At 59.6% G+C, this 25686-nt stretch carries 20 protein-coding genes; 10 read left to right on the plus strand and 10 right to left on the minus strand.

Features of this window, described 5'->3' with window-relative positions; translation table 11 throughout:
• Positions 1-127: 127 nt before the first annotated feature.
• Together CTR2_RS12805 and CTR2_RS12810 are read right to left on the minus strand one after the other, a co-directional pair.
• On the minus strand, positions 128-739 hold the full coding sequence (locus CTR2_RS12805; RefSeq protein ID WP_087083580.1) for a superoxide dismutase family protein: 612 nt from the start codon (positions 737-739) through the stop codon (positions 128-130).
• A gap of 93 nt (positions 740-832) precedes the next feature.
• Positions 833-1462, minus strand: coding sequence for a gamma-glutamylcyclotransferase (locus CTR2_RS12810; protein WP_087083578.1), 630 nt, complete (start codon positions 1460-1462; stop codon positions 833-835).
• Between the two features lie 300 nt (positions 1463-1762).
• On the opposite strand from CTR2_RS12810, the gene CTR2_RS12815 reads away from it, so the two are divergent.
• The gene (locus CTR2_RS12815) at positions 1763-2287 is read left to right on the plus strand and encodes an OmpA family protein (protein ID WP_087083576.1); all 525 of its coding nucleotides are present in this window, start codon (positions 1763-1765) and stop codon (positions 2285-2287) included.
• Positions 2288-2372: 85 nt separating this feature from the next.
• On the opposite strand, the gene CTR2_RS12820 is transcribed toward CTR2_RS12815, so the two are convergent.
• The 3 genes from CTR2_RS12820 to CTR2_RS12830 form a co-directional block, all read right to left on the minus strand.
• Positions 2373-2900, minus strand: coding sequence for a nuclear transport factor 2 family protein (locus CTR2_RS12820; RefSeq protein WP_087083574.1), 528 nt, complete (start codon positions 2898-2900; stop codon positions 2373-2375).
• 147 nt (positions 2901-3047) lie between these two features.
• A complete protein-coding gene (gene gloA / locus CTR2_RS12825) occupies positions 3048-3464 on the minus strand; it encodes a lactoylglutathione lyase (protein ID WP_003070839.1) in 417 nt (138 codons plus the stop codon).
• A gap of 195 nt (positions 3465-3659) precedes the next feature.
• Positions 3660-3806, minus strand: coding sequence for a hypothetical protein (locus tag CTR2_RS12830; protein ID WP_176391654.1), 147 nt, complete (start codon positions 3804-3806; stop codon positions 3660-3662).
• Positions 3807-4073: 267 nt separating this feature from the next.
• On the opposite strand from CTR2_RS12830, the gene CTR2_RS12835 reads away from it, so the two are divergent.
• The 7 genes from CTR2_RS12835 (at position 4074) to CTR2_RS12865 (ending at position 11901) form a co-directional block, all read left to right on the plus strand.
• On the plus strand, positions 4074-5525 hold the full coding sequence (locus CTR2_RS12835; RefSeq protein ID WP_087083572.1) for an FAD-dependent oxidoreductase: 1452 nt from the start codon (positions 4074-4076) through the stop codon (positions 5523-5525).
• Between the two features lie 125 nt (positions 5526-5650).
• Entirely contained in the window at positions 5651-6511 is an 861-nt protein-coding gene (locus tag CTR2_RS12840) for an IclR family transcriptional regulator (protein ID WP_176391653.1), read from the plus strand.
• A complete protein-coding gene (locus CTR2_RS12845) occupies positions 6508-7791 on the plus strand; it encodes an aconitase X (RefSeq protein ID WP_087083568.1) in 1284 nt (427 codons plus the stop codon). The genes CTR2_RS12840 and CTR2_RS12845 overlap by 4 nt, the downstream gene beginning before the upstream one ends.
• Positions 7788-8243: an aconitase X swivel domain-containing protein gene (locus tag CTR2_RS12850; RefSeq protein ID WP_087083566.1), complete on the plus strand. Its 456-nt coding sequence runs from the start codon at positions 7788-7790 to the stop codon at positions 8241-8243. The genes CTR2_RS12845 and CTR2_RS12850 overlap by 4 nt, the downstream gene beginning before the upstream one ends.
• Positions 8244-8432: 189 nt before the next feature.
• Positions 8433-9419 carry a Bug family tripartite tricarboxylate transporter substrate binding protein gene (locus CTR2_RS12855; RefSeq protein WP_087083564.1) on the plus strand — a complete coding sequence of 329 codons (987 nt, stop codon included), beginning with the start codon at positions 8433-8435 and terminating at the stop codon, positions 9417-9419.
• 255 nt (positions 9420-9674) lie between these two features.
• A complete protein-coding gene (locus CTR2_RS12860; protein ID WP_087083562.1) occupies positions 9675-10814 on the plus strand; it encodes a porin in 1140 nt (379 codons plus the stop codon).
• 97 nt (positions 10815-10911) lie between these two features.
• Positions 10912-11901 carry a tripartite tricarboxylate transporter substrate binding protein gene (locus CTR2_RS12865; RefSeq protein ID WP_254913363.1) on the plus strand — a complete coding sequence of 330 codons (990 nt, stop codon included), beginning with the start codon at positions 10912-10914 and terminating at the stop codon, positions 11899-11901.
• A gap of 59 nt (positions 11902-11960) precedes the next feature.
• On the opposite strand, the gene CTR2_RS12870 is transcribed toward CTR2_RS12865, so the two are convergent.
• Positions 11961-12980 (minus strand): Bug family tripartite tricarboxylate transporter substrate binding protein, encoded by a 1020-nt coding sequence (locus CTR2_RS12870; RefSeq protein ID WP_087083558.1) that lies wholly within the window; start codon positions 12978-12980, stop codon positions 11961-11963.
• 139 nt (positions 12981-13119) lie between these two features.
• Positions 13120-14817: a dihydroxy-acid dehydratase gene (ilvD, locus tag CTR2_RS12875; RefSeq protein ID WP_087083556.1), complete on the minus strand. Its 1698-nt coding sequence runs from the start codon at positions 14815-14817 to the stop codon at positions 13120-13122.
• Positions 14818-15193: 376 nt separating this feature from the next.
• On the opposite strand from ilvD, the gene CTR2_RS12880 reads away from it, so the two are divergent.
• Entirely contained in the window at positions 15194-15832 is a 639-nt protein-coding gene (locus CTR2_RS12880; protein ID WP_140401040.1) for a hypothetical protein, read from the plus strand.
• A gap of 635 nt (positions 15833-16467) precedes the next feature.
• Here CTR2_RS12880 and CTR2_RS12885 read toward each other — a convergent pair.
• The 3 genes from CTR2_RS12885 to CTR2_RS12895 are packed head-to-tail and all read right to left on the minus strand — an operon-like array spanning position 16468 to position 20814.
• A complete protein-coding gene (locus CTR2_RS12885; protein WP_087083552.1) occupies positions 16468-17580 on the minus strand; it encodes a hypothetical protein in 1113 nt (370 codons plus the stop codon).
• A 1-nt stretch (position 17581) separates the two neighbouring features.
• Entirely contained in the window at positions 17582-20269 is a 2688-nt protein-coding gene (gene mobH / locus CTR2_RS12890; RefSeq protein WP_087084610.1) for a MobH family relaxase, read from the minus strand.
• Positions 20266-20814, minus strand: coding sequence for a hypothetical protein (locus tag CTR2_RS12895; RefSeq protein ID WP_087083550.1), 549 nt, complete (start codon positions 20812-20814; stop codon positions 20266-20268). The genes mobH and CTR2_RS12895 overlap by 4 nt, the downstream gene beginning before the upstream one ends.
• Positions 20815-21114: 300 nt before the next feature.
• On the opposite strand from CTR2_RS12895, the gene CTR2_RS12900 reads away from it, so the two are divergent.
• Positions 21115-25383 carry a hypothetical protein gene (locus tag CTR2_RS12900; RefSeq protein WP_087083548.1) on the plus strand — a complete coding sequence of 1423 codons (4269 nt, stop codon included), beginning with the start codon at positions 21115-21117 and terminating at the stop codon, positions 25381-25383.
• The last annotated feature ends 303 nt before the right edge of the window (positions 25384-25686 follow it).

Raw genomic sequence — 25686 nt, forward strand, 5'->3', positions numbered from 1 at the left:
TCGACAACCATTGACTTTGCCGAGCTCGCCTAGGTTTGTCGCTGTGCCTCGGTCAAGGCTTGGTCGACCATCAGACCTTGTCTTGCTGGCGCGCAATCGCGGCTCTTTCCATGCGAGAGCGACGGCTTTACGCGCCGCGCTCGATCACGGCGCAAGCCAGGCGCGCGCCTGAATTGCCGGTAGGCTGGGTCGTATAGTCATCCGGATCGTTGTGCACGATCAACGATCGACCCAGAATGCCGTTGCCGCCTCTGTCCAGTTTGAACTCCTTGCTCACAAAATCGATAGTCGCCACGCCCTGGGTATCGGCGTCAAGGCTGGGCAGGTCACCGATGTGATGGGCCTTGGTGTCGCCGAATTTGCCATGCGCCTGTTGTCCAGGATTGAAGTGGCCGCCGGCGCTCAAGCCGTCGCCGCTGGAGCAGTCGCCTTTTTCATGGACGTGAAAGCCATGCTCGCTATTCGGCGCCAGCCCTTCCACGCGGCCTTGTACTCGAACGCTGCCGTCCGGCTGCGGGAAGAACTGGACCGTGCCCGTTACCTGGCTGCCCTTGGTGGCTTCCAGACGTGCAATCGATTGCACGCCTTTGCTGAGAGTTGCAGCAGGGATCGTCTCCGAAGAAGAGGGTGCGGCCGTGTTGCTGGTTGTGGAGCAAGCCGTCACGGCCAGACTTGCGACAAGCGCCAGACCTGTCCAGGCTGGGCGCGAAAAGAGGGCGGCAACACGGTTAGGGAGCATGGCGGTCTTTCCGAAATCAAAAGGCCATTGTGCCCCGGATCGCCGGAATTTCAAGCTTGTATCCCAATACAGTAGAGCGATGTTAGCTACGTTTCAAATAGCAGCAACAGCTGAGCACCTGGCTTGCTGGAAGTCCGCATAGGCCAGCAGGCGCTTGAGCGCCTTGTCGTCGATGCCCAGCCGTTGCAGCTCGTCAAAAGTGGCTTGGGCGTAGTCCAGCGTTGTGCCGTATATGCCCTGGGCCTCAGAAAAGATGCGCCGGTATTCATCCGGCGCCAGCTCGCCGGTATGGTGCGGGCTTTGGCGTGAGAGCGTGAATGCGAGGGCCTTCACGGCTCCGTGCGGGGTGCGGCAAGGCAGCCAGCGCGGGTCATAGACGGCATTGGGCATCTCACGCAACCAGAGCTTGCGCATCACGGTATCGCCTTGGTTGCGCGGAATACGGAAGGCCATGCCCTGGCAGCTGCCGCCCGAGAGCATGCCAAACACCAGGCCTGGCACCTGGGGCGTGCCACGGTTGATGGTGCTCCACATTTTCAGAGCACGATGCCAGCCATGTACATGGGCCGAACGGCGTTCGCTGAAGTCAAATTCAGGGCGCCAGATCAGGGAGCCATAACCAAAAATCCACAAATCCTCGTCACCTCCCCACTGCACCAGAGCCCGCTCCAGCATCTGGTCAGCATCACGCATGGAATGATTCAACAAAGGCAGGGCGGACATGGAAACTCCTCAAACCGGATTCAGAGCTGAATTGACTTTGATATATAACGCGCGGGCGCGCCGTCGGTGCACCTGTGCACGCACGAAGGCGTAAAAGCAACGCTTTCCCACTGTGAAGCGGCTGAGATTTGAATCTTTTTTGCGATTGCCGTGAAGGCAGTCGTTAAGGCGTTTCACGGCAAACCTCTAGAATGCGTGGTTTTGTCGCTTTGTCAGCCTGAAGCATGCAGTCAGGAAGCAAGTGTCATAAATACAGGTTTCGTACTTTCATAATCACCCGCAAATACGGAGATTTCATTCATGTCCTTCAACAGCTCTGACGACGATAGCCAGCAACGCTTTGCCCTGGGTTTTCTGTTTGCCCTGATCGCTCTGGTTGTCTCCACCGTCGTTGGCACCGTCGTCTACAAGCGCGGCATTTCCCATGCTCCCAAGGCTGAAGCCGCAGCGTCCGCACCCAGCGCGACCAACGTGCCTGTGGTAGTGGTTGAAGAGGCTGCCCGCGTGATCGTGGAAAACGGTGTGGTCAAGTTCTACTTTGTCTCGGGCAAGGCGGAAGTGGCCGCTGGCGCCAACGAAGCGCTGAGCGATGTGGTCAAGGGCGTGGCTGAAGGCAAGCGCGCTGTGATTTCCGGCTTCCATGATGCAACCGGCAGTGCTGAAATCAACGCGGAGCTGGCCAAGCAACGTGCGCAAGCCGTCCAGGCCGCTCTGGTGGCACTGGGCGTGGCAGAAAACAAGGTCGAGCTGAAGAAGCCCGAGCAATCTCAGGCCGACGGCTCCAATGCCGAAGCTCGCCGTGTGGAAGTGATTCTGGCCGACTGATAAACCCAGTTCTCTTGCAAAAAGCCCGATATGGCATTCGCTGTATCGGGCTTTTTGCTTTTTGCTGTTTACTGCAGAGCAAGGATCAGTTGTTTTCAATGAATCCAGCTACCGGAGGCTTGCCCAGGGCAATGACTCTTTCAATGCCGCCCGCATCGACTTGGCGCATGACAAACGATCCCCGCGCAAAGCGCATGGAACGGATCTGCCAGCACCCGTTGATGCGCTCGTACTCATCGCTGTACTGACCTGAGAGATTGACGATGGTGCGTTCCTTGACATTGATCTGGCAGAACTCCAGATCCCACAAGCCGTTCGCACTATCAGCTCCCGTAAAGCGGATCTGAGGGTTGTGGCCGTGGTGCATGTCCTGGATGGACGGGTTGGCAACCGCCAGCCTGGTGAAGGTTTCAACCCATTCTTCTCGATCCGTAAAAGCCGGGAAACCATCGGCTTCGATGACCGCACCATGCTCCACAAAGCACTCACGCATGGCGTTCGGCTGCTTCTGATCGCAGGCTCGCAAGTACCGAGCCTTCAAGGCCTGTATCGACTGAATATCTTCAAGATGCTGCAAACGCTGCTGGAGTTGCTCCAGAACCGAGTCACTCATTGCCTGTCTCCTGATTCGTGTTGGAGTACTGAGTCTTGAGTACCGGCCTATGCCTGAAAACCCCTGTTTGGACGATAGGTAGCCCGTTCAGGCATGAAAAAAGCGGCAACCAGGTGCCGCTCGTTCCAGGAATCCGGAGAGGAAGAATCAACGCAGACCGGTGCCGGTGCCCAGATCGTCCTTGCGTTGGATCAGCTCAATTTTGTAGCCGTCGGGGTCCGTCACAAAAGCAATCACGGTGCTGCCGCCTTTGACGGGGCCTGCTTCGCGGGTCACATTGCCGCCAGCGGCCTTGATCTTCTCGCAGGCGGCATAGGCATCGGGCACACCCAGAGCAATATGACCGTAAGCCGTACCCATGTCGTAGCTCTCAGTGCCCCAGTTGTAGGTCAACTCGATCTCCGCCTGACCCGGGTTGCCGCCTTCAAAGCCGAGAAAGGCCAACGAGTACTTGTACTCGGTGTTCTCGGAGGTGCGCAGCAGTTGCATGCCGATGACGTTGGTGTAGAAGTCAATAGAGCGCTGGAGATTGCCAACGCGCAACATCGTGTGGAGGAATCGCATGGTCACTATTTTGCCAGCAGGTTCTGAGTTGCATGGCGTTGTTGCACAAATCTACGCACGGCAAGTTGTAGCCTTGTCGCCTGAACCAGTCCATCAAGCCCCACTACCGAGCCACCAACAGGAAACAGTACAACGCTGCCCTTAAAGCCCGTGATCTGTTTCAGAGCAATCTCGCGGGATCTGGATAGCTGATTCCTATGTCATACGGCCCCACTCAAAGATGGCTACAAAGATGGCTGAGCTGATTCGAGCGGACACCTCGGCCACCTTGTGGCTTCGCTCGGTGATCTGCTTGAGCACCTCGATCTTGAATTCTTCGGGATAAGGTTGGTTGGACTTCATGGCTCCTCCTATAAGGCCTCAGATTGAGGCTCGAAGGTGTCTACTTGACCCGGTCCGATTCAGTGGAGCCTTGCTCATCTCGAGTCTGGCGAGCGTCATACCTGAGGAGGCTCAGCTCCTTCGGGCTTTGGAAGACTATCGTGCCTGTCGCAGAGCAACAAAGCCTTGACGGTCCGGCCTTCCGTGCAAACCCTTGGTCATGCAAATGCGTATTGATTATTTTGGAATTCAATTTCAAAATAATCAAATCAACAAGGGGCACGGCATATGAAGACCATTGAGCGCTCGGATGAGCGTATTCTTTCCTCGGACATCTTTGAAAGCGAGCGCAGCTATGTGGGGCAGCGGTCTGCCCAGTGCTACGAAGAGCCAGGCAGAAGCATTCCGGTACACCACGATTGCGATGTCTTGGTTGTCGGAGGAGGTCCTGCGGGAACGGCAGCGGCCGTATCCGCTGCGCGTCAGGGCGCACGCGTCACGCTGCTGGAGCGCTACAACCATCTGGGAGGCTTGTCCACGGGCGGACTCGTGATCTGGATAGACCGCATGACTGACTGGGCAGGGGTTCCAACCATCCGCGGCTTTGCGGAGGATGTTCTGGGGCGTCTGCCATCTGATGCCATCGCCGGACCAATGCCGGAAGAGTGGGGCATCCAGGATCCCACCCGGGCTGCTTATTGGGCCCAGCGGACGGCCGCTTATCACGGAATCGTCACTTGGTCTCCCACCATCGATCCAGAGCGGCTGAAGCTGGCATGCCAAGAAATGGTGCTGGAGAGCAAGGTGCGCCTGTTGTTCCACGGCTGGGGCTCGGTGCCCATTGTTCAGGACGGAGCAGTGCGTGGAATGGTCTTCGAGAGCAAGGAAGGGCGCATGGCAATACGCGCTCGGGTGGTTGTCGACTGCACGGGAGATGGAGATGTGTTCGCCCGTGCGGGCCAGCAATTCGAAACCGATATCGAAGCCAACGATGTGCACCATTGCATGAACACCTCGTGGTTGTTTGGCGGTGTGGACATGGCGCGTTGGATCGAGTTCAAGGCGGGCCAGCCCGAACAGTTCACGGAATTCATGCGCCGGGGCAGGGAGAGCGTGGGCTTGTTTGAGCGCCCGTTTGTCTCATGGCGAAACGATGTGGCCCTCTTCATGGGGCCGAGACAGTCGGGTTACTCGGCCTTGAATGTGGATGACCTCACTGAGGTGGAGATTCGCTCGCATCGACTCATGGCCGCGCATCTGGAGTTCTTCCGCAACAACGCGCCAGGGTTTGAGCATGCCTACATGCTGACCAGCGCCCCTCAGATCGGCGTAAGGCATACACGGCGCCTGGTTGGGGTCGGCAAGATGCTCCGCAGCCAATGGGATTCCGGTCAGCCTCTGCCCGATGAGGTGGGTGTCACGCCGGCTGTCTCGCCCAAGTTTCCCAACATATCCATCCCGTATGGTGCCCTGGTGCCGCAGGCACTCAATGGCTTGCTCGTTGCTGGGCGTCATCTTTCCTGCGATGCCAACTCCCACGGCTTCATGCGAGAAATTCCCCAATGCTGGACGACCGGACAGGCTGCAGGAACGGCTGCCGCATTGGCAGTCAGCGCCCAGGTGGAGCCGCGTCAGGTGGATATTGCGAAACTGCAGACAGCGCTGCTGCGCCAGAACGTGTTCTTGAGACCCGGCGCACATGAGCGGGTAGGTCAAGCCGACGTCACAGCCTTGGCCTGAATGTGACAGGCTTCGGCATGCGAGGAATGGACGCCATCGCGGAGAGCCGCAATGCCAGGTCCTCGCTACGTCGGGGCCGGGAACTGCCACACTGTGCATCTTCAATTGACTATCTACGAGTACACATGAGCCGACCTTCCAAAGCCTCCTCTTCCATGCATGCCGGTGACCTGGGCCAGACCGCCTTGAGCAAGGGCGATACGGTCAGTGCCCTGGAGCGCGGAATTGCCGTGCTGCGCTGCTTCAGCCGTACGGACAGAGTGCTCAGCAACACCGAGTTGTCGGAGCGCACCGGCATACCCAAGCCCACGGTCACGCGCTTGGCAGCCACACTGGTTTCGCTGGGTCTGCTACGTCAGAACGCCGCCACTGAGAGCTTTGAACTGGCGGCTGGAGTGGTTTCAATGGCTCAGGCCTTTCTCTCGGGACTGGACGTGCGTGCGCGTGCCCGGCCCCATATGCAGACGTTGGCAGACCTTACGGGAGGAACCGTGCTGCTGGCGGTGCGTGATGGTCTGGAGATGGTGCTCATCGAGGTCAGCCGACCGCGCATGTCGATGATCTCCAGCACGCTGGATGTGGGTTCGCGGGTGCCGCTGCCCAATTCGGCACTGGGCCGAGCCTATCTGGCCGGCGTCGACGAACGTGAGCGTGCGCAGCTGATCGAGACCCTGCATCTGTCGCGCGGTTCCGAATGGCCGCGCCTGCTGCCGGGGTTGGACAGCGCACTAGCCGAAGCCGGCCGGTGCGGCTACGCGGGCTCTTTCGGCGAGTGGCACCGTGAGATTGGCTCCCTGGCCACGCCCATACAGGGCCCGAACGGGGAAGTGATGGCATTGAACTGCGGAGGTCCGGCCTTTGCTTTCAATGCCGAAAAGCTGCACGGCGAGGTGGCAAAGCCGCTGCTGGCCACGGCAGCCAGCATTGCCCAGGACATCGGAGGCGGCTTGCCCCTGTCCCAATCATTACAAAGAAGGACCCCATGAGATTGACCGACCAAGAGAAAGCCATGTACGACGGCCATGACGGCCCAGCAGTGCAGCGTGCCATGGATTTGCTGGTGCGCTACGGTGAAGCACTGGGCGCGGAACGTCTGGTGGATACACGCAATGTCTGTGGCACCGTCAGTGCCTCCACGCCTTTCATGAGGGACTATGCGCGGCAAAAAGGCGGGATGGATGCAGTGTTTTCCGAGTTCAACCTCGACAGCGACGACGTGGTCAGCATTCCGCCCGTCAAGGCCTTCACTAGCCATCTTCAACTGGGCTTCGATCCGCAACAGCCGCAGCGCATGGGACTGAGCGAGGAAATCATCCACTTCTACAAGCAGGGGGAGCGCTATACGGCAGAGCACGGCATACAACTGCTCAACACCTGCACGCCCTACCAGGTCGGCAACATTCCCACGCGCGGTGAGCACTGTGCCTGGATGGAGTCCTCGGCGGTCGTCTATTGCAACTCGGTGTTGGGCGCGCGCACGAACACCGAAGGGCGTGAAAGCACTGGAGCTGCTTCGCTGACCGGAAAAATCCCTTACTGGGGCTTTCATCTTGACCAGCATCGATTGGCCACCCACCACATCCAGCTTGAGGTACCCGTGGAAACCACGGCCGACTGGGGCTTGCTGGGCTATCACATCGGCGAGCTGGTGCAGGAAAGCGTTCCCGTGGTCAGCGGCCTGAGGTCAACGCCCGACCTGGCCCGGCTCAAGCATTTCGGTGCTGCCGCAGCTTCTTCGGGAGGTGTGGAGATGTATCACTTGGTGGGCACGACACCCGAGGCCAACACGCTGGAGCAGGCTCTGGGCGGCAGGTCGGCGCGGCACGTACTGCGCTATGGCGAGGCAGAACGCCGCCAGGCCTATGAAAAACTCAATCACACGGCCCGCGACAGCCATGTGGACTATGTGATGCTGGGATGCCCCCACTACACGATAGAGCAGATATGGGAAGCCGCCATGCTGCTGAAAGGGCGCAAGGTGCATGACAACAGCGCACTGTGGATCTTCACGCCGAGGGCCATCAAGGCGCTGGCCGACCAAAACGGCTACACCCGCATCATCGAGGAGGCGGGCGGCGCGCTCATGTCCGACAGCTGCTCGGCCATGAGCCGGGCCACGCCTCAGGGCACCAAGGTCGTGGCGCTGGACTCGGCCAAGCAGGCGCATTACCTGCCCGCCATCCTGGGCGTGCAAGCATGGTTTGGAACAACGGCCGAATGCATCGATGCCGCATGCACGGGCCAGTGGAAGGGGGCTTACGCATGACGACGGTGGACACCATGGATCAGCAGGTCCTACGCGGGCGCAAGGTGGTGGGAGGCTGCGTGGAGGGAGAGGTGCTGTGCACCGAAGCCCATATCTCAGGTTGGGGTGGCATCGATTCACGCACCGGCACGATCGTGGAAACCCGGCACCCGCTGAGGGGGCAGAGCTTTGCGGGCAAGGTGCTGGTGTTTCCCGGCGCCAAGGGCTCGTCGGGCTGGTCGAATGCCTTTCATCTGACGCGCTCCATGGGCGTGGCTCCGGCGGCCATGCTGTTCACGGAGATGAGCACCAAGATCGCTCTGGGGGCTGTGGTCACACGAGCGCCAGCAATGACCGACTTCGATGCCGACCCGCTTACGGTGCTGCGCACCGGTGACTGGGTTCGCGTGGATGCGGACAAGGGCATCGTGCAGTTGCTCAGGCGAGCGCAAGAGCAGCCGACAGCCCCATAGCCGCCAGGCCCGGCACTGGGCCGCAGACGACCGGGGCGAACGGGCAAGACAGTCATTAGGCTGCACCGGCCAGGCCCCGATTCCAATCCATTACCGATGAATGCGTGCCACGACACGCAGGGATGATGCATGCCCCTCGATCTTGACGAGCCATGCAGCATCCCCAGAACAAAGACAAGGAGACAAAAAATGAAACTCTGGAACAGACGCGCTTTTTCCCTGACCGCCCTGACCATGGCTTTAGGCTGTGGCAGCCTGGCCGCAGCCCCTGCCTTCCCCGAAGCTCAGCGTCCTATACGGGTAGTTGTGCCTTTCTCTCCAGGGGGGGGCGTTGACGGCCAGGCCCGAGTGGTGGCCCAGAAGTTGGGGGAGATCCTCGGCGCCACCGTGGTTGTCGACAACCGCCCAGGTGCCGGAACGTTGGTGGCCGCACAGGAGGTGATCAAGGCCGCACCCAACGGCTACACCCTGTTCTACGCAGCCTCATCCACGTTCGCGCAGAACCCGCACACCATGAAGGCTGCCACCTACGATCCGCAGAAGGACTTCACGCCGCTGTCGCTGGGTGGGGCAGGGCCGTTGGTGCTTGTGGTCAACGCTGCCCTGCCCGTGCATAGCGTGAAGGAACTGGTGAGCTACGCCAAGGGCCAACCGGGTGGAATCAGCTACGCATCATTTGGCACGGGCACTTCCGCCCATGTGTTCGGCCAGGTGTTCGCCCAGCAGCAAGGGCTGGACCTGGTGCACATTCCCTACCGCGGCGGTGCGGACATGGCGGCAGATCTCATGACCGGCCGTGTGCAGATGGCCTTCGATGCGGCTCCAGCGGCATTGCAGAACGCGGCCACCGGCAAGGTGCGCATCATAGGCGTGGCGGCGCCGCAGCGCACGGCGCTGCTCCCTGGCGTGCCAACCCTGGCCGAACAAGGCCTCAAGAACATGGATCTGACCAGTTGGCTCGGTTGGTTCGGCCCAGCCAAGCTGCCTCCTGAAATTGTCAAGGCTTTGAATTCCGCACTCGTCAAGGCCATTGCCGACGGCAAGGTGCAGGAGTTCTACCGTAACGGAGCCTACACCGCAGAAAGCTCTACACCTGAGCATCTTGCTTCCATGGTACGCGACAGCTATGAGCGCTGGGGCAGTCTCATCAAACAAGCCGGTATTCCCAAGCAGTAGGTTTCCCACCTGAGCCCCAAGGTCTGCTCAGGGCGCAACCGGACGCAACCTCTCTATTTCAAGCCATGCACTACTCAGGCCCGCCTCAGGCAGCGGGTCGGGCTGCCGCATGGCCTGGTGTGCCGTGAGGGTAGGGGCATTGCAAGCGTATCAGGACCGTTGCCAGGCCCTTGCCGGCTTTCAGCGGGACTGCAACAGCCACACCCGTGGCACATCCAGCCATCACGGCGGATTTTTGGAACCTGGAGGAGGCATATGAAGAACGGATCATGGAAATGGGCGTGTGCGCTGGCCTGCGCCGGTGCACTGCCGCAATTGGCTGAGGCACAAAGCAGCAGCGTCACACTGTATGGCATCATGGATGTCGGGCTGCAGCGCACCAGTGCAGGCGGCGTAGGCAGCGTGACTGGTGTCTCCAACGGCGGCTACGCCACGAGCCGCCTGGGCTTTCGGGGGCGCGAGGACCTGGGCAGCGGCTGGAGTGCGGGCTTCGTGCTCGAAGGCAGTCTCAACCCAGATACCGGAACGGGCCGCGCCAGCAATACCAACAACCAAGCTAGCGGCGCTCAGTCGACCACCAGCCTGACCTTCGACCGCCAGTCCTATGTGAGCCTTGCCGGCCCCATGGGCGAAGTGCGACTTGGGCACGACTTCGCGCCCACGCACTGGAACAATATCTATTTCGACCCCTTCAACCAGAATGGGGTGGCCAGAGCCGGCAATCTGACTTTCGCGGCGGTGGGCAGCGGATCGCTCTACACCACCACCGTGGTGAGCAATGCCGTCAGCTACTGGCTACCCAAGGATCTGGGCGGTTGGTACGGCATGGCCATGGTGGGTTTTGGTGAGAACGGCTCCGGCTCGCCACAGAAGAACGACGGCAACTTTGCTGGCGGCCGCCTGGGATATGCCCAGGGTACGCTAGATGTGGCCGCAGGCATCAGCCGCACCCGCTACGCGCGTACTGCAACTATCGGTGACTACATCCATGCCAATATTGGTGCCAGCTACAACCTCGGCGTTGCCAAGTTGTTTGCCCTATACAACCAAGTGGACGTGGATTTGTCAGGCGGCAAGGTTCGAAAGCGCAGCTATGAGTTGGGCGCGCACATCCCCGTTTCCACGCAGGGCAAGGTGCGCCTGAGCTATGCCATGCTGAATGACGGCAGCTCTGGGGGCTTGCTCAATACGGATGGTTCGGCCCGCAGCACCAACGATGCTCGTCAAGTTGGTATCGGTTACGTGCACGATCTGTCCAAGCGCACGGCGCTGTATGGCACCTATGCTCATATCCGCAACCGCGGGCAGGCCAGCTATGCCGTCAGCGGCGGACGTTCGCCATTGGCCGGCCGCAACTCCTCAGGCCTTGAAATAGGCCTGCGCCACATGTTCTAACCACAAACTCCATTCGTAAGGGCGTCGCATGAATGCGACGCCCAAGCGGAGGCGGCGGTGCCGGCTTCCGCTAACGGATTCATACAGGGTCAACATCATGACAATGCCACGTCGTCACTTGCTAGCGGCCATTGGCAGCGCGCTTGCCGCGCTTGCCGCGTTTGCCGCGCCTTCCGCAGTACAAGCCGCTGCAGCGTTTCCCAGCAAACCTATCACACTCATCGTGCCTAATGCACCGGGTGGTGCCGTGGATCTGCTGGCGCGCTTGCTGGAAAAGCCCCTGCAGCAAGCGTTGGGTCAGCCCATTCTGGTGGTTTACAAGCCCGGAGCCGGAACGGTGATGGGCACGGACTTCGTCGCCAAGTCAGCGCCCGATGGACATACGTTGGGAATGGTGGTCACTTCGCATGTCATCAATCCCGGACTACGTCCACAGATGCCGTTCGATACCACGCGGGACCTCACTGGAGTGAGCCTGCTGGCGACTTCTCCAATTGCGATTTCGGCCAGGGCTGACCTGCCGGTCGCAAATCTCAAGCAGCTGATCGACTATGCGCGCCAGCAACCGGGCAAACTCAGCTACGCTTCGCCGGGCGCCGGCAGTTCCATGCACCTGGCGGCCGAGCTGCTCAAACTCACGGCAGGGATCGACATGCTGCACACGCCCTACAAGGGAAATGGAGGGGCCTACCAGGACGTGTTCGGCGGGCGCGTGGACCTGATATTCGACCCCTTGTTCTCGTCACTGCCCCACATCCGGTCGGGACGCATGAAGGCCATCGCAGTCATCGGTCCCGGGCGCTCACCGATCGCCCCCGATCTGGCCGCCGCCAACGAAACCCTGGCCGGCTTTTCGGTGGAAAGCCTGTTCGGCTTGGTTGCTCCTGCTGCCACGCCGGCACCCGTGGTGGACAGGATCAGTTCCGAGATTGCCCGCATTCTTGCCACACCCGAGATGAAGCGGCGCATGGCCGAGGCCGGTCTGACCCCGGTGGGCTCAACGCCCAGGGAGTTCAATGACCTGATCCGAAAGGAAATGCTCCGCTGGTCACAGGTGATCAAGCAGGCCGGTGTCAAGCTGGACTGAGCGCGTGAAGGGCGGTCCGCGAGACGGCAATATGGCTGTCCGCGGGCCTGCCCGGTACCTCACTCGAACTTCACATTGAATTCGCGCACCATTTTGTCGAAGGTGTCGTACTGGCTGCGGAAAAATGCCATGAAGCGTTCTGGCGCCATGCCGTAACCGTCAAAGCCTTGCTGGGCAAGCTGTTGCTTGATAGCGGGCTGCTGCAGCACTTTCTGCAAAGCCTGTGACAGGCTGTCGGTGACGGCAGTCGGCATGCGGGCCGGTCCGAAGAAGCCCGCCCAGGGAAGAATGGTCAGCGCTCCGAGCCCGGCCTCGCGCGCAGTGGGAACCTCTGGCAGCAGCACGCTGCGCTCGTTCTGCAGGGCCAGCAGCGCGCGGGCGCGTCCATCCTTGACAAAGCCTGGGGCCGTGGTGCCGGTGGTGAACAGCATCTGTATCTGTCCTCCCACCAGATCGGTCATGGCGGGAACATCGCCCTTGTAGCGCACATTGGTCACTTGGCGCTCTTTGCCCAGCAACTGGAGCATGGCCAACTCCGATGCACTGTTGCTTGAGGCAGAGTTGTATTGACCCGGCTTGCGGCTTATCTCGGCGAGGAATTCCTTGATATTGTGGGCCGCAAAGCTGGACGGGACCAGCAGGAACATGGAGAACTGCCCGGCCGTGCTGATCGGCGTGAATTGCTTGAACGGATCATATGGCGCAGAAGGTTTGAGCAAGGGCACGGACACCATAGCGGTATTGGTGCCCAGCATCAGCGTGTGTCCATCGGCTGGCGCGGCCAGGAGTGCCTGCGCTGCGAGTATGCCTTCGGCACCAGGCTTGTTGTCTACGATCACCTGCTGGCGTAACTCGGAGGACAGTCCCTGGGCGATGATGCGCGCTAAGGCGTCTGCCGCGCCACCGGGCGCAAAGCCAACGACCATGCGCAGCGGCCGTGATGGAAACGCTGCGGAGGGCTGGCCCCAGGCCGAACCGCAGGCAGCGGCTGTCGCGCCGCCTAGCCATTGCAGCAGTGTTCTGCGCAGCAGATATTCGCCCGATTCGCGGACGGGATTCAGTTCTGGTCTTGTCTCCATGGCCTTCCTTTTTTTGTGAGCGGATTCGAAAGAGGGGCAGGTGGCAGGCGGCGCTTTCCAAGATCGCACCCGCTGCCCTGTGAGGCCGGGCCGGGGTCGGAGTTCGCGGCGTGGACGCCACGTGCCCGGCACTGACTACCTATTTGTCCTGGGCGGCGAGCACTGCGCCCTGAGTGACCGGTGCCACATTGCTGCGGTAGAGTCTGAGCCAGCCGCCGTCGAACAAGGGCGCAGCCGGCTGCCAGCGTGCACGGCGGGCGGCCATCTCGGCGTCGTCCACATGCAGGTCGCAGCGCAGGCTGTCCAGGTCCACGGTGATGGTGTCGCCGTCCTCCACCAGGGCGAGGGGACCTCCGGTTGCAGCTTCGGGAGAAACCTCGGCCACGACCAGACCCTTGCACACCAGGCCGGACAGATGGCCGTCTGTCAGCAGCGCGACATGCTCGCCCAGTCCCGCTCCATCGATGCCGAAGACCACGCGCGAAGCACCGCCGCCCATGCCAGGCCCGCCCTTGACGCCTGCGCCACGCATCACCACCACATGGCCGGCGCGTATGCTGCCGTTCTTCAGGGCTGCCACAGCGGCGTCCGAAGTTTCGAAGCAGATGGCCGGGCCGGTGAAGCGACGCGACTTGCGTTCGTGAATTCCGGTTTTGACAATGCCTGTGTCCGGGCAGAGATTGCCGCGCAGCATGGTGATGGCGGGTAAGGTGGCGACAGGGCGGGCCAGAGGGCGTATGACCTCCTCGTCGGCGACTACAACCCCCTGCAAATTGTGCTCAAGCGTGTGGCCGGTTACGGTCAGAGCATCGAGTCGTAACAGAGGGCGCAGTTGCGCCAGCAGGCCACGTGCCGCACCAGCAGCTTCGAACTCCTCAATCAGGCGCTCGCCCACGGGACGAAGAGCTGCCAGCACGGGCACCTGATGCTGGAAACGCTCGAACATGGCATAGATGTCGACATGGCTCTGCGCTTCACGGGCCACAGCCTGCAGATGCTTGATGCAATTGACTGAGCCCCCCACGGCCAGCACGGCCTTGGCGGCATTCTCGAAAGCCTGCTCATTCAGGATCTCGCGCGGGCGCAGATCATCCCAGACCATTTGCACGATGCGCGATCCTGCGGCGCGCACATCGTCCATCATCTTGGCGCTCAGTGCAGCCACTGGAGCGCTGCCAGGCAGGGCCATGCCTAGTGCCTCGCAGACGATGTGCATGGAATTGGCCGTGCCCAGGCCAGAGCAGACGCCCGGCGAGCGTATGGCCTCGCGACTCATACATACCAACTCCTGTACTGGCATGTTTCCTGTGACTGCATGCATGGCGCCGATGAATACATCCTCAATGTCGGTATGCCTGCCTTGGTACTCGCCGCTGGCTTGGTAGCCGCAGGGAACCATAAGCGTCGGAATATTGAGCCGCGCGGCCGCCATGAGCTGGCCAGGCACCGTTTTGTCACAGGAGGTCAGGCACACCATACCGTCGAGTTGTGCACCTTCAATGGCCACCTCAATGTCATTGGTAACCAGGTCTCGTGCGGCCAGCATGTAGGCGCCCCGAGCGCCCGCGCCGGTGATGAAGTCGCTGGGTGCTGCCGTGCGTATTTCGAAGGGCACGGCGCCCGCTTCGCGTATGGCCTGCTTGATGACCGCAGCGACTTGGTCCAGATGGCTGAAGCAGGCAGCGAGCTCCGAGCTGCTGTTGACTATGGCGATCTTCGGCTTTTCGCAATCCTCCTCGGGTATCCCTAGAGCACGCCAGTGCGCGTTGCGCACCGACCAAAGATAGGAGCCGCGAGGGAAGTTGCTACGTAGCTGGGTGACTTTGAGACGATTCATGGAGTCTTTCTGAAATGGGAGTCGGCGCTATGAGCTGCAGCAAGGCTAGACACAGGTGCATCTGAGCCATAAATCAAAATTATGAAATTAAATTTCAAAAAAAGCCCACAGTAGTAGCACCTAGAAGGATGAAAGGAGAATCACTTCAAGTTCCACACAAGCTAGGAGCCGAGAACAACAAAGGCAACAAGCTTTCATATTTGATTGCCCTATAAAAACCGTTTGCCGATCATTCGTCCGCGACCTCATCAGCGCATGTGGCCTTTTTCTGCGCACGGGGAGTCTCTCCGCCGTCCGTCTTGAGGTGCGCACCTTGTTGAAGGTCGCGCGTCGCGATTTGATGCAACGGTAGGGGGTATCGGAGGCCGCGCCCCTGATGTCAACCGTTGATCAGGCATTGCCAGTTACATCGAACTGGCTGCACGTGGCACCTTCCGCAGTTACATGGAGCTGGCTCGCGTGGCGCGCTTCTGGCAAATATCGGGCCTTCGCTCCGTGTCCTGAAATACAAACCGGCGAAGCCGCTGCAGCGCTTGGATACACTCCCTTACAGGAGGGTGTAGAAATGGCTCGTTATATGGCTGAGCAATCGGATAGTGGTTTTCTGACTGACGTTTTCAAGATTGCACTGGGCGTTTTCATCGGTGGACTGCTGGCCGCATTGGCATACACCAAGTACATGGCTTGGGAAGTCGAATACTCGCTTCGTCAAGCTACAGCTGAAATGCAGAAGCAGGCGAAACAGAGAGCTGAGTTGTCACGAAAGCAAGCTGAAGAAGAGCGTCAGCGTCGTGAGGCTGCTGAAAGTGAGAGAGCAGCTAGAGAAGGTCAGCGAGCGACAGATGCGGCTCAAAGGCAACGACATGAGGCCGATATGCGGGCGGCATGGAGTCAGATCTACAGGCCATCTCCTGCATGTCAGGCAGATCAGATGACGCTGACATGCGCAAATGCCCATGCAGCGGCGCATAAAAGGTTCATGGAAATCTACGGCGAGATGCCACCGCGTTTTTAGCCAACTCGGAATATCGGAGCATTGGCAGCGTGGCCCTCGGTCTGGGCTAGTTTGGCCTCTAGCAGCTCGATTTGCGCCATGAGGCGCTTTTAGGCTTTCGGCCAGTGCTGCGTGTGCTGCAGCGTGATTGAACGTAACGGCGTCGGCTGTCATGCGGCCCCAGGTGGACTCCCAAAAAAGGGCAAGCATCACGGAGCGTGGCGCTTGCCCTTGGGCACGGTACTTTCTGAGCGTTGATGCGCTGATTCCAAGGTGACGGGCTATCTGGTCGATATCGCCATGGACGTCGTTGAGCAGCGTGTGGAGATGGGGGAGGTTGGCTTGAGATGGTGCACGAAACATCACATGACGTTCGAGCTATCGTTATACAAACTGGAGCGATCTACGTTTAAGCAGCTTGGCTCTGAGCCTGACGGCCAAGATATTTAACATAATATACATCGTGTCTAGTAGAAATGCTCTAAAAATAGGAGCGTTAAAGCTCCAGTTTTTGCGGCTTTCAGTAGACCCATGGGACTACGTTTTTACCTCTTCCTCTTAACCAATTCCGCGAGAGTTACAAATAGCTCCCGTTGACGCACGGTTCGGACTCTAAGGACTTCGCTGCCAACTGTCAAACATTTTTGTTTGACCTGTCATCTTTTTCCGGCATCGGCGCTGCGTCCGCTGCTACAAAGTCGCAAGCACTGGACCCGTTCCGAGCCCCCGCAGGAGCCGCACGGCATCCAGTCTGAGTCCACCATTGAATCGTTCACATTGTCGACGTCTCCACATCCAACTGGACACGTGTGTGGATCGAACCCATGTCTGCAAGAACCATCGTCACGCAGCATCTGCACGGTCTTCGCACGTTGAGCAGGCGTTGTGTAGCCGTGTTGAACAGCGATCTCGATAGCGCGATCGAGCTGCAGCTCGGGCACCTGCAGCAGCGCCAGGTCAATGCTGGCCCCCACGCGTAGCTCGTAGGTCTCGTACACCTGGCCACAGCCTTGGTTGGCAGCATCCGACAAGGCTGCGCACTTCGCTGCCCAGTCGTTTTCCGAGAAGACTTCCGCCTCGCGAGCTGGTGCCACTTCGAGCGCTACGACGCTTGGAGACGTAGTAGTAGTTCTTTGTATAGAAGACCCTTGTATATAGAGTGCAGGAAACGGCAAATCCAGTTTGCAGGTTTCGGCAGACGTTTTTGGCTCTAGTTTGCAGGTTTCGGCAGCCAGTTTAGGCTCCAGTTTGCAGGTTCCGGCAAGCGGCTTTGGGGCTTGCTTGATGACTTGTCCAAGCCATTGGCCATCGACGTAATCGAGTAGCCCCTCCAGGACGGCCTGCCTCTCGTCATTAGTCATGGGGCGACCTGGGCATTGCGTGGGCAAGGCCCCGCCAGATCCGCCGCAGTTCCTGCACTGGGTACGATCGTGGCCGATGCTGTGGAGTGAAAAAACAGTGGCCCGTGGCGTGGGCTGGTCGGAGTCCATCATGGTGCGATCGATGTGCTCAAGCTCGGCAATGACGGCTGGGCAGACCGGCATCAATCCATTGCCTGGTGGCCAGCGCTGCAGCCACATGACCTGATCCGGGTATTTGAGGCCGAGTTTCGCGTGGTGCCAGGTCAAACTTCCTTCGGCAAAAGCACTGAGCACGTTCCATCGGTGCCGCAGCCGAAACCAGAAGCTACGCGATTTCCATAGCTCTAGGCGCTTGTCTGGCGCGGTGTTGTCGCCAATCTCGTAATCAGTTGAGCAGGTGGATTTCATATCAAACCATCTTCAATGCGGGATTACTGGGGGGGATGGGTTGGACCCACCGGCCTGGGCTGGTGAGAACAACGCAGGACTGATGGGCCACCACCGTGCCGCGGCTGTGGATCTCATAGCGGACGATGTTTGTGCGGTTTGCGGCTGGCAGGTGCCAGCCACACTTGATGACCTCCCGCTGGGTCTTGGTGCTCAGCTCGTCGACGGTGAGATCCTCATGGCCGTCCTCACGGTCGCCATGGCGTGCGTACTCCTTGAAGATCTTGGGCGACACCAGGGCCATGCCCTCCTCCACAAAGTGAATCGCTGCGCCGGTCTCATTGAACTTGAGCTCGCGGCTGACCAGGCCCATTTGGACCCACTGCATGAAAGCCAAGGCCAGGGGGCTCGGCTCTGGCGGCGGCTTGTCGGGGTTGGAGTCGATCTCAGGCAGTGGCTGTAGCAGGAGTACCGGACCTGGTGTTGCTGCGGACGCCGCCGGCGGACTCGGAGTGATGGTGCGTCCCTTGAGTACGGGCAGGTCATCGAGCTCGTCCAGCTCAGCGGCCATGCGCTTGAACTCGGCACTCACGCTTTGAGAGCGTGGCATCTGGTCATGGCGTAGCTCGTGGGCGGGCTTGCTCGGTGTGCTTGGCGGCGGTGGTTGAGTTGCTGCAGGTTTGACAGAAGGCGGCCTTGCGGCCGTAGATGCGGCAGCTTGGGGCGGCTGGTGCAAGGTGGCGGGCTGAGGAGGCGCAACTGGTGGTGGCAGCGCTGCGGCATCTTGGAATGGTTGCTCCAAGGGCGCTGCGCCCTTCTCTGCCGGCTGTGGATTCTTGGCCGGCATGTTCTTTTTGCCAGGCCTGTCGGATGCTGTTGCAGATTCGGATGGATCGAGGAAGTAGATGCCCTCGCTGTCGCCCAGCAAATACGCTGCTTCGCCGTTGTCGAGGCTGTCGTAGTCCAGCTTCAATGGTGTGGGCACGCCGGATCTCGATGCTGCCCCAGCTTCAAACTCCTCGTAGGCTGTATCAGCTTGGGTCTGTTGCACTGGCGCCGTAGGCGCCCCAACTGCCAAGACTGCCGCAGTTTGGGATGGGGTTTCTTGTGCAGTGGTCTTGGCTGCTGCCGCAGTGGTTGCCGCAGGCCTCGGCTTTGCCGCAGCATTCGGCGGCTTGGTGAAAGTAGGCTCCCGCATGATGGCGGCATGCTTTTTTGCTTCTGCCGCATCCTGGGGGCGTTGCTTCGCAGGCTTTGGCGCAGCTTGGGTTGGCTGGGTTGAGGATGCCGCAGCTGGGTGCGCATTGGCATCGATTGCTGCCGCAGATTCCGATGCACTGAGCGTTGCAGCAGCTTGGTGCTCGTCTTGCCCTGCTCCATCCTTGCGACGGTCGCGGATCTCCAGCCGCCCGCGCATCGCGGCCGGGTACTTGCTCTCGTGGTTGAACAGCTTGGCCAGGGGGAACTTGAGCATGGCAAAGTCATGCATGTAGCCCCCCTGCTCTGACCCATCCTCGGCGTAACCGTGCACCGTGACATGCCAGACTGCCTGGCCGCTGGCAGGGTTGAGCTCGATCGCGCCGTAGTCCTGCCAGGTATCGAACAGCCGGTCATTCTTTGCGTAGCCTGGCACGCTTTCATCGGGCTCGTTTGCTTGGATGTGCTCTCGCACGGTATCGGCGAGGCGCTTGGCCACGAACCAGATCGCCCCCTCGAACACCCAACCTGCGGCACCGTTGCGGTTCAGGGGAAGCTGTGTGCCAGCTTGGAGCATGGTCCTCATAGACTGCATCAGCAGCTCGATGAGAGGCACGGCCTTGGCCGTGGCGAAGCGGGCCTTGGAGCCTTTTTGCAAGGCGCGTTGCGTGGAAAGCTGGTCGGCCCGCTTCACGATCTTGGCAACGAGACTGTCCTTGTCCTGACCGGTGAGGTATTGCTCCAGGGCATCCAAGGCTGTGGGCGTGTGCGCCAGGAATCGCAGCGCACTTTCTGGCGCAATGCGGGGTAGCAGCAGCTGGGCCAGCTTGGCATGGGCGCTGTAATCGCGCTGCCCCTTGGGTGCAAAGTCCACCAGGTACTCGGCAGTGCGCTGGCCTGCGATCTGAGACAGGCTTCCGCCTGCAGGTGCCCAACGGATTGGATCGTTCTCGCCGACTGGACGCCACGCGATACGCAGGTCGGTCATCGGCTTGGCGATGTCATGCAGCAAAGCGCAGAAGAACACCACATAGGTCCACTGGTCGCGCTGGGCGTCAACGACCTCGATCTGGCTTCCGCCTGGCAGCAGATGGGCATTGCGCCAGGTCATGGCCGCGAGCAGCATTTCGATGGTGTGTGACAGCAGGCCGCCTGCGTGGGCGTGGTGGTGCGCTTCCGAGGCAGGCATGAGTTGCACGAACTCGGCGTACCGCCGAATAGCCGGCAGCAGGTCCCGTTCCCAAATGGCCTGGGACTGGTGCGACTGGCTCCAGATCTGGGTGATAGCCCGCTCTGCGCGGACCGTGGCCAGCAGCTGCTGGGCATTGAGCACGCGCAACCATCCGGGCTCACTGCCCGCGATGTGGATCTCGTCCGGCTTGAGTGGCAGATGTTGAGCGCCCGTCGCTACTGGCGCGTCGGGCAGCGGCAGCGGGCCTGCAGGCGCAGACTGCACGGGCTTGGCCTTGCTCCAGGGCACCATCGCAAGCAACTTTGAAGCAATACTCTTCACGCGCACTCCTCTTGGAGCAGGATTCGAGCGAAGTGCTGGGCACGCGCTGACTTGCCATCGGTGGGTGTCCAGATAGACAGCTCCTCCCCAGGCTGGCCCAGCGCGAGAAAGTCCATAAAACTCTGCTGCAGCGGGTTCCATTTGATGCGTGAGGCGATGCCGTCGCGGCCCCAGTCCCCGCATGTTTGTACGAACGGCTGCGCTACGACTCGCATGACGAAGCTGTGCCAATTCTTCTCTTGCTGAGGTTTGGGCACATGCGGCATTTTGGGATGGTCAGCAACCAGCTGCAGCAGGATTGAGCGCACGCAGAAGATTGGATCAAGTTCCTCTTCCAGATACTGCTCCAGCCCCTCGAAGCGGCCTAACCAACGCATGAGCGGATTGGTTTTGCTGGCAAGGCCCAGCAGCTGCAGGCTGTCTGCGATAGCGAATATCGAACAGCCTCGATCAAGCGGATCTCTGCCTAGAAATGGTGGATCACTGTTGGCTCTCTGCTGGATGTGCTGACTATGTAGGTGCGGTGCGCGGGCGAGGTCGTCCATGGGGCGCAACCGTACCTAGTGCGCCCTCAGCTGTCAGCGCGAAACCCTGTGGTGATGACCGGAGGCTTTTCGCTTGAAACTTGTAGTGAAACATGCTAGTAAAATTACAAGTTGCTACATTTATCTTAAGCCCACTGATTGCAATGCACGCATGGGGCTTAAAGCTTCGTCACTTCCGATTAGGTCAAGATTAACGTGGATGTTGATCGTGATGGCTAGCCGGCTATGGTCTGCGCGGTTAAAGCCTGTCTTTGCTCGTTAATACGGGTCAGGAATTTGCCCGAGATATTCTTGCGAACTATGTACATAGAACTGCACCGCACCTTTCGTGAATTACGCCTCACAAAGCAGACCGACGGTGAGACTGCGCTCGTGGAAGGTAGCGATAGATTGACCTTGCCTGAGCTGCTTCTGGAGCGCAGGGTGGTTGTTCTCTCGGAAGGTGGTTCGGGCAAAACATGGGAATTGCAGGAGGCGGCGAAGCGGCTGCGATGCGGAGGCAAGGCAGCCTTCTTCCTGCGCCTAGAGCATGTGGTGAATGGGTTCGACGGAGCCTTCGATGCAGGTAACATGGACGAATTCAACGCATGGTTGGCCTCGACTGAGCCCGGCTGGCTGTTGCTTGATTCAGTCGACGAATCGCGGCTGCGCTCTCCGCTAGATTTCCAAGCAGCAATGCGCGTCGTCAGTACCCAGGTAGCCAAGGCTAAGGACAGAACGTACGTGCTGATATCTGGTAGACCTTCTGCCTGGCGACCTAAGACGGACTTGGAGTTGTGCGTCCGATTGTTCCCCTTGAACAGCGGTCGATCCGAGCTTGCAGGGCAGGACGCAGCCCAGAGCCAGCACCTCATCACGGAAACGTCTGCGGCGGGCGATGTCTTCAAGGTCGTAGCGCTAGAAAGTCTGTCCAAGACGCAAGTGGAGACGTTCGCAGTAGCAAAAGGAATCCATAACATCAAGCCGTTCCTGGACGCCATCGAACGAGGCGACGCGTGGTCATTTGCCCAGAGACCGCAGGACCTAGAAGACCTGGTGGGATACTGGATAGACAAGGGAAAATTGGGCTCGCGCATTGAATGGATGACCGCCAGCGTAGACCGTCGCTTGCAGGAAAGCCAGGATCGCGCCGAAGCGCGCCCTCTGAGCCCTACTCGGGCACGAGAGGGGGCTGAAATGCTAGCAGCCGCGTTGATCCTCACCCGCCTGCAGAACATCCAGGTGCTCGATGGACCGGCTCCAGGGACGGGCTTGAACGCTCGCGAGGTACTGGGATGGGACGACTCCGAGATCTCACCGCTACTTCAGAGGCCCCTGTTTGATCAGGATATCTACGGCACTGTCCGATTCCACCATCGGTCCGTCTTGGAGTATCTTGCCGCGCAGTGGTTTCTCCGGTTACTCCAGCAAGAAGTTTCGCGCCAGCGGGTAGAAGAGCTATTCTTTCGTGAGCAGTACGGTCTGCAGGTCGTAGTTCCCTCCCTGAGGCCGCTCTTGCCCTGGCTTGCAATTGAAGACGACCGCATTCTTGCGAGGTTACGACGAGTCGCTCCCGAGATTGTGTTTGAGGGCGGGGATCCGCAACGTTTTCCGATGCCCCTGCGTAGCTCGATACTAGAACAAGTGTGCAAGCAACTTGCCGCCGGTATCTCGGAGCGCTCCCTGGTCCACCGTAGCGCCATTCAGCGCTTTGCAGCTCCCGATGTTGCAGATACGGTTCGACGGCTGATCCACAGTTATAAGGATCATGGAGCAGTTGTCTTCTTCCTTATGCAGATGGTGTGGCAAGGCAACATCGCGCAAGCGCTCCCCGAAACTTTGGAGGTGGCACTGTCAAATGCCTCCTTCTTGGATGCACGCCTCGCGGCATTCCAGGCAGTGGATGCGGTCGGATCGCATGCAGATATGTCTTCGCTGCGGGCGCGATTCGCTGTCGATGGCCACGAACTAAACCGCAGGTGTATGGCCGAGCTCTTGAGGCTTGTGCGGGTGCCGGACGCTGCAACTCTGCAGTGGATTATGGATTGCGTCCCCAGGCTGGCCGAATACAACGAGCATGACAGCTCTGGGCTATCCAGGGAAATGGCCCGCTTTTTTTTGTACGCTGACGTTAACCTCAGTGTGCTTGCTATTGATCGGCTTTGGGCTTTTTTGATCGATCCGCCTGTGACTGACCGGCACTCTTATTGCCTCTCTGTCCGCTACCAATGGTTGCGTCGGCCGACGGGTGCAGTGCTAAGTCGGCTCCTTAAGGCCCGCCATGACGCGGCATTGCGTCCTAGTGCTGTCGCGGCACTGCACGCGCTGGCCCAGGATGTCGCCTACGATCTCGCCGATCATGACGTGAGAAAGCTGGGTCTTGCGCAACTAGTGCAGGACTGGCTAGAGGTCAAATGGGCCTGGTTTTGGCACAACATTGAGCGTCAGCGTGCCGATAATTCGGGTGAGGTACATCGAGTCACGACCCCCTGGCTGGCCTGGGCCCACATGCCCGGAATCTCCTGGGGTGAGGACGACTATGGGTTTGCGCTCAGAGCTATCGCTGAACGTCGACTGGCTGACGACAAACTGGTTGCGCTGCTCATCGCGTTTCGACTTTATGTTCAAGCTGAGCGCCAGCCTGCGCACCTTCAACAAATGGAGCTCGCAGTCGGCAGCGACGCCGTGCTACAGGGGCATCTGCTGCAGCTTCAGAACCCACCGGAGTTGGACGAATCTCTAAGGAAGCTGGAGCGCGAAAGGGATGAATGGGGGCTGCGTGCCCAGAGGCGCACAGAACTACTCCAGCGTCAGCGCCTTAAAGCTGTAGAACAGTTGGCAAAACAACTAGACACACTTCGCGATCCAGGCTTCGACGATCCTACCGTCATCTCCCAGTCTCAAAACTATCTGCTGCAGCAGATGCGAGTCCTGGAAGAAGACAAGGGGTCTCATTGGACGCTCGGTCACTGGCGTGGCCTCGAAGCAGAGTTTGGCTTCGAAACTGCCCAGGCCTTTCGTGATGGCATAGTGGCTTACTGGCGCAAGCATGCTCCTCAGTTGATCTCCGAAGGAGCACTAATCAGCAGCGTGCCCCTACCCGATATATTCGGCCTTGCGGGACTGACGATCGAGGCTGCTGAAACGCCTGGGCTGATGAGGACTCTCTCAGCTGCAGAGGCCAGTGTCGCGTTTCGCTACGCCATGCGAGAACTAAATGGGTTCCCGCACTGGTTTTCGGATCTCTACACCGCTCACCCGGACGTCGTCACGTCTATGGTCTTGACCGAGGTTGAGTTCGAACTGCAAATGGAAGCGTCGGAGTCTGGCAGCCAATACTTGATTGCGGATCTCCGCCACTCAGGCGAGTGGTTGGGAAGCTGTCTGGCTCCGCATCTCTTTCAATTGTTGACTATGCATCGGGTCCAACGTCTTCAGTTGTTATGTGATCTGGTGGACATCATCTTGATGTCCGCGGTGCCTGATGCCGAGATCGCCGCGCTTGCCTCAAGCCAGATGGCTGGCGGGGATCCAATACATCGTTCGCTATGGGCGGCTGTTTGGACAAGCGTCGAGCCGCACCCTGCCATCGATGCAGTTGAGCAGTACGTGCAAACGCTGAGTGATGCGCAGCAGCGCACCGAATTCGCCATGGCCTTTGCTGCACACCTTCTTGGAAGCAGTACAACACAGTCGCGCATGCGCACTGCGTTTCAAAGCCCCGCAGCGCTCAAGCGTCTTTATCTCCTTATCCATCATTACGTGCGAGTTGATGAAGACATCGACCGATCGGGCAAGGGCGTGTACTCTCCAGGCCTGCGTGACAACGCGCAAGAGGCGCGCGAACGCTTGGTGCGCATACTTGCGACTATTCAGGGGCGCGAAGCCTTTCTGGCGCTGCAGGCCATTTCCCAGGAGCACCCCAAACCCGATTTGCGTCCGTGGTTTGCACAGCAAGCTCACTCCAAGGCGGAAGCGGACAGCGAGCGACCTGCATGGAGCGGGAAGCAGGTTAATGAATTTAACGACTCTTATGAGCGTGCACCGGCCAATCACCGCGAGCTTTTTGACCTGGCGGTGATGCGCCTGCTCGACCTCAAGCATGCGATGGAAGATGGAGACCTCAGTACAGCATCGGTGGCAATCCTCGCGGCGCGGGAGAATCTGCTACGCAATTGGATCGCTGAGTGGTGCAGTCGGCATGCTCATGGTCGCTTCGTTATACCTCAGGAGGACGAGCTACCAGATGCAAAGCGTCCGGACCTTCGATGGATGTGCACGACGTTCAGAGGTGCAGTACCGACAGAGTTGAAGATCGCCAACAAATGGACGGGGCCAGCCCTGTTCGAACGGCTTGAAGGGCAACTGGCAGGCGACTACTTACGTGACTGCGGCTCCAGTAGAGGTATCTACCTGTTGCTGCGGCGGAGAGAAGAAAGACAGAACTGGCAGCTTCCCTCTGGCAGCGTCGTCGGTTTCGAGGAACTGCTTGATGCTCTGCAGGCACATGGAAACTACGTGGCGAATGCTAATCCTCACGTCGAGGAGATCAAGGTAATTGGGATTGACTTGACGAAGCGCTCAGGCTGATTAGCTCCTGCGCATGCGGAAATGAGCCAGGGCCACTTCTTACTTCGGTTCGAGTTGAGGTCGGTACAAGCGCGCTTGCCATCTGGTTCTGGAGCGACGGAACTGAACTATGCCTGCTTCTTTACAGGGAGTCCTGCTCTACCTGAGTGCATGACACTTTCCCGTTCCAGTAGAGCCTTTGTTTTACCCATACCCGTAAATCCTTTGCGCATGCTCCGATTTTGACGAGCATGCGCGCCCTTTGAGTAGGCCCTGTATCCAGTAAAGCCGTTTGTCCTGTACGCGAGTCGGCCCCTGCCGCTC

The organism is Comamonas thiooxydans (assembly GCF_002157685.2).
GTDB classification, from domain to species: Bacteria; Pseudomonadota; Gammaproteobacteria; order Burkholderiales; family Burkholderiaceae_C; genus Comamonas; species Comamonas testosteroni_H.

Coding starts and splice junctions, on each gene's coding strand:
- CTR2_RS12805 (WP_087083580.1), bottom strand. CDS start 739: ATGCTCCCTAACCGTGTTGCCGCCCTCTTTTCGCGCCCAGCCTGGACA.
- CTR2_RS12810 (WP_087083578.1), bottom strand. CDS start 1,462: ATGTCCGCCCTGCCTTTGTTGAATCATTCCATGCGTGATGCTGACCAG.
- CTR2_RS12815 (WP_087083576.1), top strand. CDS start 1,763: ATGTCCTTCAACAGCTCTGACGACGATAGCCAGCAACGCTTTGCCCTG.
- CTR2_RS12820 (WP_087083574.1), bottom strand. CDS start 2,900: ATGAGTGACTCGGTTCTGGAGCAACTCCAGCAGCGTTTGCAGCATCTT.
- gloA (WP_003070839.1), bottom strand. CDS start 3,464: ATGCGATTCCTCCACACGATGTTGCGCGTTGGCAATCTCCAGCGCTCT.
- CTR2_RS12830 (WP_176391654.1), bottom strand. CDS start 3,806: ATGAAGTCCAACCAACCTTATCCCGAAGAATTCAAGATCGAGGTGCTC.
- CTR2_RS12835 (WP_087083572.1), top strand. CDS start 4,074: ATGAAGACCATTGAGCGCTCGGATGAGCGTATTCTTTCCTCGGACATC.
- CTR2_RS12840 (WP_176391653.1), top strand. CDS start 5,651: ATGAGCCGACCTTCCAAAGCCTCCTCTTCCATGCATGCCGGTGACCTG.
- CTR2_RS12845 (WP_087083568.1), top strand. CDS start 6,508: ATGAGATTGACCGACCAAGAGAAAGCCATGTACGACGGCCATGACGGC.
- CTR2_RS12850 (WP_087083566.1), top strand. CDS start 7,788: ATGACGACGGTGGACACCATGGATCAGCAGGTCCTACGCGGGCGCAAG.
- CTR2_RS12855 (WP_087083564.1), top strand. CDS start 8,433: ATGAAACTCTGGAACAGACGCGCTTTTTCCCTGACCGCCCTGACCATG.
- CTR2_RS12860 (WP_087083562.1), top strand. CDS start 9,675: ATGAAGAACGGATCATGGAAATGGGCGTGTGCGCTGGCCTGCGCCGGT.
- CTR2_RS12865 (WP_254913363.1), top strand. CDS start 10,912: ATGACAATGCCACGTCGTCACTTGCTAGCGGCCATTGGCAGCGCGCTT.
- CTR2_RS12870 (WP_087083558.1), bottom strand. CDS start 12,980: ATGGAGACAAGACCAGAACTGAATCCCGTCCGCGAATCGGGCGAATAT.
- ilvD (WP_087083556.1), bottom strand. CDS start 14,817: ATGAATCGTCTCAAAGTCACCCAGCTACGTAGCAACTTCCCTCGCGGC.
- CTR2_RS12880 (WP_140401040.1), top strand. CDS start 15,194: ATGTCAACCGTTGATCAGGCATTGCCAGTTACATCGAACTGGCTGCAC.
- CTR2_RS12885 (WP_087083552.1), bottom strand. CDS start 17,580: ATGAAATCCACCTGCTCAACTGATTACGAGATTGGCGACAACACCGCG.
- CTR2_RS12895 (WP_087083550.1), bottom strand. CDS start 20,814: ATGGACGACCTCGCCCGCGCACCGCACCTACATAGTCAGCACATCCAG.
- CTR2_RS12900 (WP_087083548.1), top strand. CDS start 21,115: ATGTACATAGAACTGCACCGCACCTTTCGTGAATTACGCCTCACAAAG.